Source organism: Hyphomonas sp. UBA3601, from assembly GCF_002375605.1.
Lineage (GTDB): Bacteria > Pseudomonadota > Alphaproteobacteria > Caulobacterales > Hyphomonadaceae > Hyphomonas.
Genome location: NZ_DFME01000096.1, coordinates 1 through 10,386 on the forward strand (window position 1 = coordinate 1; position 10,386 = coordinate 10,386).

General features: G+C 55.4%; 6 protein-coding genes. All 6 read left to right on the top strand.

What is annotated here, in order from left to right:
* Window positions 1–1,675, top strand: a 1,675-nt coding sequence (locus tag B4F73_RS09755; RefSeq protein ID WP_290483135.1) for an EAL domain-containing protein, incomplete at its 5' end; no start/stop codon positions are given.
* 515 nt (window positions 1,676–2,190) lie between these two features.
* Window positions 2,191–3,627, top strand: coding sequence for an efflux transporter outer membrane subunit (locus tag B4F73_RS09760; protein WP_290483136.1), 1,437 nt, complete (start codon window positions 2,191–2,193; stop codon window positions 3,625–3,627).
* A gap of 2 nt (window positions 3,628–3,629) precedes the next feature.
* Window positions 3,630–4,733, top strand: coding sequence for an efflux RND transporter periplasmic adaptor subunit (locus B4F73_RS09765; RefSeq protein WP_206990955.1), 1,104 nt, complete (start codon window positions 3,630–3,632; stop codon window positions 4,731–4,733).
* Between the two features lie 2 nt (window positions 4,734–4,735).
* Window positions 4,736–7,864, top strand: a complete 3,129-nt coding sequence (locus B4F73_RS09770; RefSeq protein ID WP_290483137.1) for an efflux RND transporter permease subunit — start codon at window positions 4,736–4,738, stop codon at window positions 7,862–7,864.
* Between the two features lie 173 nt (window positions 7,865–8,037).
* Window positions 8,038–9,432, top strand: a complete 1,395-nt coding sequence (locus tag B4F73_RS09775) for a peptidase M20 (protein WP_290483138.1) — start codon at window positions 8,038–8,040, stop codon at window positions 9,430–9,432.
* 3 nt (window positions 9,433–9,435) lie between these two features.
* Window positions 9,436–10,386, top strand: a 951-nt coding sequence (locus B4F73_RS09780; protein WP_290483139.1) for an MFS transporter, incomplete at its 3' end; no start/stop codon positions are given.

Sequence of the window (10,386 nt, forward strand, 5' to 3'; positions counted from 1 at the left end):
TGATTTGAGCACTGTGCTGGCACCAGATTTCGACGCGGCGCTTGTCCGCGGGAAACGGCTTGTCGTGGCGCAAGCCAGTCAAGGCGACAACCATCCCTATTTGATGCCCTCGCAGGGAAACGGCTCTCTGGCAGAAGTCATCCTGATGGCGGCGATGACTCTGGGCGAAGAACGTCCCCTTAACGCTGGATTTCTTCCTGCCTGGCTGTTTTCTGTAGGCGTAGTGGGCTTGATGCTCAGTCGACGTTTTGGCTCCATGGCGCTGCGTTGGGCACCAGTCGCGCTGGCATGCATGATCGTGTTCCCCATTGTCATGGACATGTTTTCCATTCGCACGAGTAGCGGCCATGCGATCGGAATGATTTCGTTCGGGACATTGATCGCGTGGATGCGTTTGAAAAAACGGGAAACTGCGAACAAGGCGTTCACGCACAATCTTTCCCATCTTCCCAGTGCGCAATGCTTGAGCGCTCATGTCGGCCAAGACCAGCGTGTCATGGTGGCAGCTGTGGTGACAAACTATGCGGCTATTTCGACTGGCCTCACTCCCGAACAAGAAGGGATCACCGCGAATACGATAGCGAATGCTTTACCGAGTTCTGGAGCCGTATATCAAGGCGACCTCGGTCAATTCTATTGGCTGCAAACCGATTTTGACGAAGCAGCAATGGAAGACCTGTTCGAAGCCACGGCGAACCAACTCAACAAGGGGGTCATTGTTGGCGAGAGAACTCTGATAGTTCAGGTTGCCTTTGGTGTTGAACGCATCGCCTCTGCCTCTTTGGCGTCGCGGCTGAAAACGGCGGAATCCGCTGCCCAGGCTGCCGCGCGACAGAGAAAAACGTACAAGCTGCATGATCAGGATGCGCAAGACGCGCTGCTGTGGCAGAGCCGGGTCCTTTTTGAAATGGATGAGGCGCTTCGTAACCGCGAGATCTATATAGCGCTTCAACCCCAGTTGAATATCCGTTCCGGAAGGATTTCAAGCGCCGAGGTATTGGTACGCTGGATACACCCGGAAATGGGCGTCATCTCGCCGGCCGAATTCGTCCAGATGGCTGAACGGGGAAAGCGCATCGACCAACTTACACAATATGTCATTCAGTCATCATTTCAGTTTCTGCGTGACGCTCAGAAAATTGATCCCGGATTCAACATCGCAGTGAATATCTCGCCCAGCCTGATCGGTAGCGCGGAATTTGAGTTCATGCTGCACGCTGCCTTACGTGTGTATGGGGTCAAGGCTAGCAGCATCATGCTTGAGATCACTGAAAACGAGCAGTTACTGAACAATTCCGGAGCCCAGGATGCTATGGGGCGGCTCAGGGACGCCGGTTTCGGGATATCCATTGATGATTACGGAGCTGGCCTGTCCACGCTGACCTATCTGTTGAAGGTGCCCGCCAACGAGGTCAAACTTGATCGAACGCTTATTAGCACGCTTCGGTACAATGAGCGTAGCCAACTCTTGATCCAGTCTACCATCAGCGTGGCCCAATCACTGGGAATGCATGTTGTGGCCGAGGGTGTGGAAGACCCGGATACGTTGGCAATTCTTCGCACATTGGAATGCAATCTGGCGCAAGGATACTTTATCGGACAGCCCGTCGGTGCGGAAGAAATCCTGTCTATTCTAGAAAGCTCAAGTAGTGTGCAAGCTGTAGCGCAAGCTTAACATTTCCATAAAATTACTTTGAAATTTGCAAAATTCAGTTAACCTTTGACGTCTGGGGCAGATGGACTGCTCCTTAACATGTCAAAGGTTACATCATGCAGAAGCAAACAAAACCAACACAGCGCGACATCTGGGACTGGATTTTCGGAAAGCGCCCATAGGGGTAGAAGTGCTTTTAAGATAAGCACTTACCAGCGCAGCTGGTGCAAACATCGCCACCAAACGGCAGCCCTGTGTAAGGTCAGTCGTTCGGTGGTTTTTTTATGTTCGGACTCTGCGCGAGCGTCATGGCAAATAACCACCAGCGAGTGGATGAGAGATTCGATGCTGGAAACCATGGTTCGACAGCTGGGCGAGCAAATGGTCGAACATTCGAAGGAGCCTTCAGCGCTAATCGAGGCAGGCGCTGACTTGCCTGAGCATACGTGACGAATACTGCCCGGTATTCGGAGCTAACGAAGATGTGAGGACTTTGGCGCCCGAATGTAACTGGATACTAAGGTCAGTTAGGGTACATGAGCGCTATGAGATACGTCTCCTGCCACGCGTCCATAGGTGCCACTGCCATAATGCTGGCGGGGTGTGTCGGTGCGCCCGCTGGTCCGACAATGCCGGATGTGCCGGTTCAAGGAACATATCTGTCAGAAGCTGCTGATTTGAGCCTTGAGTTGGAGTGGTGGAAACAGTTTGGAGATCCGGTTCTCGATAGCCTCATCGCCCAGTCCTTATCCGCAAACAAGTCTCTCGACCAAGCTGCTGCAAATGTAAGAGTTGCTGAAGCGATTGCATCTGGAGCTCGGCTTGATCGCAGCTACTCCGCTTCTACGTCATTTGATGGAGATGTTGGGCGGTCCGCTCAGCCAGGCCAAGACGTGAGGGCCTCGATTCAAGGGGCGCTTGGAGCGAGTTGGGAGTACGATGCATTCGGTCGCATTGAAGCCCAAATCGCCGCCGCAGAATTTGATGTCGAAGCGGCTCGGCAGGCTCGCCGAGATGTTGCGGTGATCGTCGCCAGTGAGACGGCTCTGAATTATGTGCAATTGCGCGGTGCGCAAAGACGACTTGCGGTTGCGCGCAAGAATGCCGACACCCAGTCTGAAGGATTGGACCTGTTACAGACACTTTTAGACAATGGCCGGGCAACCCGACTGGATATGGAGCGAGCAGAGGCTCAGTATCGTACGACGCTCGCGTCGCTTCCTCGCTACGAGGCGGCCATAGAATCAGCCAAGAGCGCGCTCGCCGCGTTGACTGGACAGCCGGCAAATTCTCGATCGAGTCTGGTGATGGAATTGGTGACCAGCGCGGATGATATTCCAGAGCACCGCGGCGCGATCATGGCAGGGTCGGTTGAAGATCTGGTCCGCCGACGTCCGGATATTCGCAGCGCAGAAGTGGTGATCGCGCGCCAACTGGCATTGGGCGACGCTGCACGTGCGGACTTGTTTCCGACGATAACCGTCAATGCGAACGTTCTGGCTTTGTTTGATGATGCCAATGATATCGGCGATTTGACGAGCTTCGGATTTGGCGTTGGCCCTTCGATAAGTTGGGCGTGGCCTGATCTCAGGCGGGTGCGGGCAAACATAGATGCGACCGACGCACGAACAGACGCGGCGATTGCGCAATATGAACAGACCGTATTGAATGCTTTGAGCGAAGTCGAATCCGCTCTCTCGGAATACACGAATGAGTTGAAGCGCCGCGACGATCTAAAGAGAGCGGCGGCATCAGCGCAGCGGGCGATAGAACTTGCGCGTCTACGGTTCGAAGAAGGTCTCGACGATTATCTGGATGTGCTGGAAGCGCAGCGAACATTGTTGACGGCGGAAGATCAGTTGGCTGAAAGCCGACTTCAGTCATCTAGCCGGGCGATTGCCGCGTATCGAGCATTGGGAGGTATAGAAATGCCGAATCAATATGGGACAGAACCCGCAATCGCGTTGGAATAGATATGTTTACCAGAAACCTGCTTTTCATTTTAGCTGCCGTGTTTGTATCGTCGCTATCAGCTCAGGCGCAGCGGGGTGGTCCCGCGAGTGTTTTCGTTGAGCCGGTACAGGAACGCAGTTTTGCGATGAGGATTGAGGCGTTGGGCACGCTAGAACCCAACGAGCAAGTCGATCTGACCCTGAATGCGGCTGACCGAGTGCGGGCGATTTATTTTGACGATGGTGATCGCGTGAAGCAGGGCAAGACCTTGCTCTCGCTTGCGCAGCGCGAACAGGCAGCACTTGTAGAAGCTGCTGAAGCAACGCTCGATGAAGCGCGGCGCCAGCAGGAACGGCTCGCGCGCCTGGCAGATCAGCAGGCTGTATCCCAGTCAGAACTCGATCAGGCAAATCGTAATCTTGATAGCGCTGCGGCACAGTTGCGTGCGGTGCAATCTCGCCAACAGGATCGCGTTCTCGTTGCTCCATTTGATGGCGTGCTAGGCTTCCGGATGGTCAGTGTTGGATCATATGTTCAGCCAGGGGATATCGTTGCGCGGCTGATAGATGACAGCGAAATGAATCTGGACTTTTCCGTGCCGTCGACATTCTTGAGAACCTTGGCCAAAGGTACGGAAATTGAAGCAAGAACAGCGGATCTTCCCGGGGAAACTTTCAATGGAGTGATTGCGTCAATTGACAACGCAATTGATCCTGTGACGCGTTCCGTTCGTGTGCGTGCCACTTTGCCCAACCCGGAGCGTCTGCTGATCTCTGGCATGTTTGTGCAGGTAACCTTGGTGGCGGATCCACGACAAGCTCTGGCTGTACCTGAAGAAGCAATACAGCCGGTAGGGCCGCGCACATTTGTATTCGTCGTTGAAAACGAAGGTGGACAACTCATCGCGCGGCGTAAGGAAGTCGAACTCGGGCTACGCCAGGCGGGGTATGTGGAAGTGATGTCAGGTCTAACGGCTGGCGAAGACGTGATTACCGAAGGTATCATCCGTGTTCGCGAGGGTGCCGCCGTGGAAATTCAGGACCAGTCAATGCTCCTTCCCAAGGCCATCAGCGGCAAGAATCGTAGCGGGGGTGCAGCCGGGTCTCCTGCTTCTACAGGTCGCTGACGATGTTGCTGTCGGATACCTCGATCAAGCGGCCCGTATTCGCGTCGGTGCTTGCGCTTATACTCGTGATTTTTGGCATGGTAGCGTTCGATCGGTTGCCCCTGAGAGAATACCCTGACATCGATGCGCCAATCGTCTCCATCGATACGAACTATCCAGGGGCGTCTGCCAGTGTTGTAGAAACACGGATCACCCAAATTATCGAAGATCGCATCGCTGGTGTTGAGGGCATTCGCTACATCGATTCCAATTCGAGCGATGGCCGCTCGCGTATAAGCGTGGAGTTTGGCATAGACCAGGACATTGATGTGGCCGCGAACGATATCCGCGACCGGATTTCTGGTGTGCTGGACAATCTTCCTGAGGATACCGACCCGCCAGAGGTCGAAAAAGCCGACTCCAATGATGATGTCATTATCTGGCTGAACCTTGCCAGCGAGGCAATGACTACGCCGGAATTGTCAGATTATGCTCAGCGCTATCTTGTCGACCGGTTCTCCGCCCTGGATGGGGTGGCACGCGTACGAGTTGGTGGCTCCAGAGACTATGCCCTTCGCGTCTGGATAGATCGTAGAGCCTTGGCGGCACGCAATCTGACCGTGGCCGAGATTGAGCAAGCATTGCGCAGTGAGAATATCGAAGCACCAGCCGGCAGTCTGGAATCGGAAAAGCGAACTTTCACGGTCCGAATTGATCGCACTTTCAAGACGCCGGAAGAGTTCTCCGCGCTCGTGATCGCCGAAGGCGAGGACGGATATCTGGTGCGACTGGGAGACGTGGCGCGGGTTGAGCGTGGGACGGTCGAGGACCGCAACATGTTCAGAGGCAACGGCGTTCCGATGGTGGGGCTGGGCATCATCAAGCAGTCGACTGCGAATACAGTCGAGGTTGCGGCTGGAGCGCGGGAACTTGCTGACCGACTGAACGAGACGCTTCCAGAAGGCATGGTGATCGCGCGTAGTTTCGACAGTTCAGTCTTCATCGACGCCTCGATTCGAGAAGTTTACACCACGCTTGCCATCGCAGTGGCGCTGGTGACACTGGTGATATTCATGTTTCTCGGCAGCGTCCGGGCAACCATTATCCCGGCAATCACTGTTCCGGTCTCGATCATCGCCACTTTCATTGTGCTCTACGCACTGGGCCTGTCAGTCAACTTGCTGACACTGCTGGCGCTTGTTCTTGCAATCGGACTGGTCGTGGATGACGCCATTGTTGTGTTGGAGAACATCGTTCGCCGCATGGAAGAAGAAGGTGAGACGCCGCTGGTTGCCGCGTTCCGCGGTACCCGGCAGGTTGGTTTTGCGGTGGTGGCCACGACGCTTGTCCTGATCGCGGTCTTCGTGCCGATCACCTTTATGCAGGGTGATGTTGGGCGACTATTCACCGAGTTCGCCCTGACGATGGCTGCGGCCGTCGCATTCTCCAGCATCCTGGCCATGACACTAGCGCCCATGCTGGCCTCAAAACTCCTGAAACGTGAAAAGAGTGCGGGATGGCTTGCGGTTATCCCGAACGCGATAGACGGCGCATTCGGCCGCCTTCGAACAGGATATGGCTGGGTATTGGACCGACTGATCATGAGGCCGATAGCAGTTGGTGTCGTTCTGGTCGGCTTGTTTGCGGGCGCATACAGCCTGTCGCAAACGATTGAGCAGGAATATGTTCCCGTTGAAGATCGCGGGGCATTTTTCGTCAGTATACGGGGTCCTGAAGGCGCGTCCTTTGAGTATATGGAACGCTATATGGACGAAATTGAACGGCGATTGATCCCTTATGCAGAGAGCGGCGAGGTGAGCCGCCTGTTGCTGCGGGCGCCCGGATTTGGCAGTTCGTCATTCAATCAGGGTTTTGTGGTTGTGGTGTTGGATGACTGGTCCAGGCGGCGTCCGGCGGACGAAATCATAGCGGAAGTTAACGGCAAGTTATCCAACCTGCCGGGCATTAGAGCTTTCGCAATCATGCGGCAGGGACTTGGTGGTGGCACTGGCAAGCCTGTCCAATTCGTGTTGGGTGGACCATCCTACGAAGTGCTGACGGAGTGGCGAGACTTGTTGGTCACCGCGTTAGAAGATGACAATCCAGGACTGGTCGATATTGACTGGGATTACAAGGAAACCCAACCGCAATACAGGGTTCAGGTCGACTATGATCGCGCGGCTGATCTTGGTGTGACGGTGACCGATATTGGCGTCACGCTTCAAACCATGCTGGGCTCGCGACGCGTTACGACCTATATCGATGATGGCGAAGAATATGATGTCATCCTGGAAGGCCTGAGGTCTGAGCAAAATACGCCCAACGATGTTCAGAATATCTATGTGCGATCCACACGGTCAGGTGAATTGATCCCCCTCTCCAATCTGGTCACAATTCGTCCGATTGCGGATAGCCCGACTTTGAACCGGTATAATCGCGTGCGCGCAATCACGATCGAAGCGGGGTTGGCGGAGGGTGCGTCGCTGGGCACTGTGCTCGACGCCATGCAGGCCAAGGCTCGTGAAGTGTTGCCGCAAGAGGCCACATTGGACTTCAAAGGGCAGTCGCTCGACTTCAAGACGTCTGGCCAGTCCCTCATATTCGTATTCATCACGGGTCTGGTGATCGTGTTCCTTGTGCTTGCAGCGCAATTTGAGAGCTACCGCCACCCGGTCATCATCATGCTGTGCGTGCCTGCGACATTGGCTGGAGGGATGCTTGGTATCTGGCTGACCGGAAATTCGCTGAACATCTACACGCAGATTGGCTTGATTATGTTGATTGGCCTTGCAGCGAAGAACGGCATTCTGATCGTGGAGTTCGCGAACCAGTTGCGCGACGAAGGCCGCCCCTTTTACGAAGCCATCAAGGAAGCATCGCTCGCGCGCTTCAGGCCAATCGTGATGACGAGTTTGACCACAGCTGCCGGTGCTCTCCCACTTATCCTGTCCAGCGGTGCAGGCGCCGAAACCCGATCGGCGATTGGTATCCTGATCCTGTTTGGAGTGATCGCCGCTGCGCTGGTGACCGTGTTGTTCGTGCCGACAGCCTATGCTCTGATCGCTCGAGGGTCCGGGTCTCCAGGCGATGTTGCGCGCAAGTTGGAGTCGGAGAGCCAGGGGACGGACAAGGCCGTCATTCCCGCAGAATAGCTTTTGCTCGTTGTTACTCTGAGTTCAAGCGTAATAGCCAGTGCTCGCTTTTCTTGCGTGTCTGCTGCAACAATCCGTGCGGCGGTAATCAAGACTTGTGAGGCGCAAGAATGCTCCCTTGAATGCTCAGCTAGTGACAATTCGAAAGCAGATCATGAACAGTTGGGCCGGCCTTGAGTGAAACATTCGACAATCTTCCGCCCGTAAACTACGTGGTCAGCGAAGAAGAGTGCGCCGCACTATCCGCAGCTATTGATATCGAAGAGCTAACCCAGACCGCACTTGCCCTTGGGAACATTGATAGCCCATCCATGAGCGAGGCATCAGCTGCAGAGTTTGTGTTTGATTGGTTGCAAACAGAAGGTTTTGCACCGCGAAAAGTTGGCGCAACGCCTGAACGGCCGAATGTTATCGCGACTTATGGCGGCAAGGGTGACGGAAAGAGCCTCCTCTACACAGCCCACCTTGATACTGAAAGTCCGACCTGGAATGCGGATCTGGACGCCCACAAGTTCCGTCCTGAAACGCTGGCGAACCCGGAATGGAACCAGTGCTGGCTACAGGATGGGGCATTCCACGGCTACCCAATCTCGAATGATCGCGGGCCGATGGTGTGCTTCCTTATGGCCGCCAAGGCGCTGAAATCCTGCGGTATTGATCTGTCGGGACGGCTGTACCTTACCGCATCTCCCGGCGAGATCGGTCCTGAGCCGATCGAGGAGGCTCGCGGCGTACAGTATATGGGCAAGGAAATCGGCACGCACTACGCATTCTATCATGGCGGTGTGTCACCCGATTATGCGATCGCGGCCGAGGGGTGTGACTTCGGGTTGACGTGGGTTGCATGCGGTTATGCCGTATTCCGCATCCAGCTATTTGGCGAAGGCGTGTTCACACCACTTCTCGAAAGCCCAGAAAAGGCCGCTGATCACCCCAACCCGATCTATCGTCTCGGTGACACCATCCAGTCGATTTTGGACTGGGGGCGCACTTATGAGCAGGAGAACATCTACACGTCGTCTGGCGGTTTGGCCAAACCCAAGACGCAAATCTCCTCTGTCCGTGGTGGCGTTCCATATGCGTTCGGGGCCGGAACGGAAATTTGCTCACTCTATCTTGAAGTCGGTTTGCCGCCGCATGTAGAAATCGGGCAGGTCCATAGAAGCCTTGAGAGTCATTTGAGACGCCAAGGCATAGGTGAGTTCGGTCTGGAGCCAGTCGTGGTCCGGCACGGATTTGCTGCCGATGAAGAACGCGTGTCCCCGCTCGTTTCGGCTGTTGATGCCGCGACCCGGCATACACTGGGCGAGCCTCTGAAGCTCGCGCATCCTGTTTATTCGAGCATGTGGCGCGACCACAACGTCTTCAACATGAACCGCATTCCTGCCGTCACAACCGGCTTTCCACGCTGGCGTCCGACGCCAGAAGACATGGTCAAAAGCACTTTGATCTATGCGCTGACCGCGCTGTCGATTTGTGGGCGTGCGCCCACATCCGAAAATAAAAAGCCGCTGAGCGGTTCCGATGTCTATGGCGACAACCCATTTTCGTCCGCTGGAGTATCCTGACCCATGAATGCAAGAATTCCTTTCAAGGCAGGCAGCCAATTGCTGGCAATGAGTTCGCTTGAGCTTTTGCTGGCCGCGGCGACATATTCTTCACTCGGCGTGGTCCTCCCATTTATGGTGATGGATCTGGAATGGAGCTGGGCGCAGGCTGGGTTTGGATTTACGGTGCTCGGTGCAGTTACCGGCGTCGCGTCATCTGTGCCGCCATTTCTCATCCGCCAGGTGGGGGTGCGGAACACAATCCTGATTGGTGGTGTTCTGGCCTGCATCGGTTTGTACCTTCTGCATGGAGTGGAGAGCCTACCTCAGTACTATATTGCGGCAGCAATCTGCGGTTTGGCCTACCCCATGATGGCGTCCATCCCGACAACCTTCCTTGTGAGCCGACTGTTCCAGCGGCAATCGACCGCGCTCGGCGTGGCGGCGACGATCAGCGGAATAGGGACGGTGGTCGGGCCATTGATGGTACTTGGCGTATTGGCTCTTGAAGGTCAGACGTGGCGGAATTATTGGGAATATCAGGCAATCGCACTACTGGCTGCGGCTGTTTTGTGCGCGATCATCGTTGGTTTGGAGCGCAGATTCACTCGGCCCGCACGTGAGGAACTCGTCGCAGCAGAGGCTGAAGCGGCGGCACCGACCGTCATGCCTGACCAAGTCGAACTGCCTCCGACACGGAGCAGTCGCCATATTTACCGGACGACTGTGGACTGGACGACCAAGGCTGCGATGCGGACGACGCAGTTCAAGATTCTTGCCGCCGCATATTGCCTGAACATGATGTGCTTGGTGACGGTAACCAGCCTCTCGGTGGGCCATTTGGTTGAGCGCGGTGTTTCCGAGACGGTTGCCGGAGGCATGTTGAGCATCGAGGCGTTGATCGCGGTTTTGATCCGGGCATTTTCCGGTGTTCTGGGGGATATCTTCGATCCCAAGCATCTTGTGAGCTTTGCG

What these genes read in the sequence shown, in the direction of transcription:
- B4F73_RS09760 (WP_290483136.1), top strand. Translation starts at nt 2,191, where the DNA reads ATGAGCGCTATGAGATACGTCTCCTGCCACGCGTCCATAGGTGCCACT.
- B4F73_RS09765 (WP_206990955.1), top strand. Translation starts at nt 3,630, where the DNA reads ATGTTTACCAGAAACCTGCTTTTCATTTTAGCTGCCGTGTTTGTATCG.
- B4F73_RS09770 (WP_290483137.1), top strand. Translation starts at nt 4,736, where the DNA reads ATGTTGCTGTCGGATACCTCGATCAAGCGGCCCGTATTCGCGTCGGTG.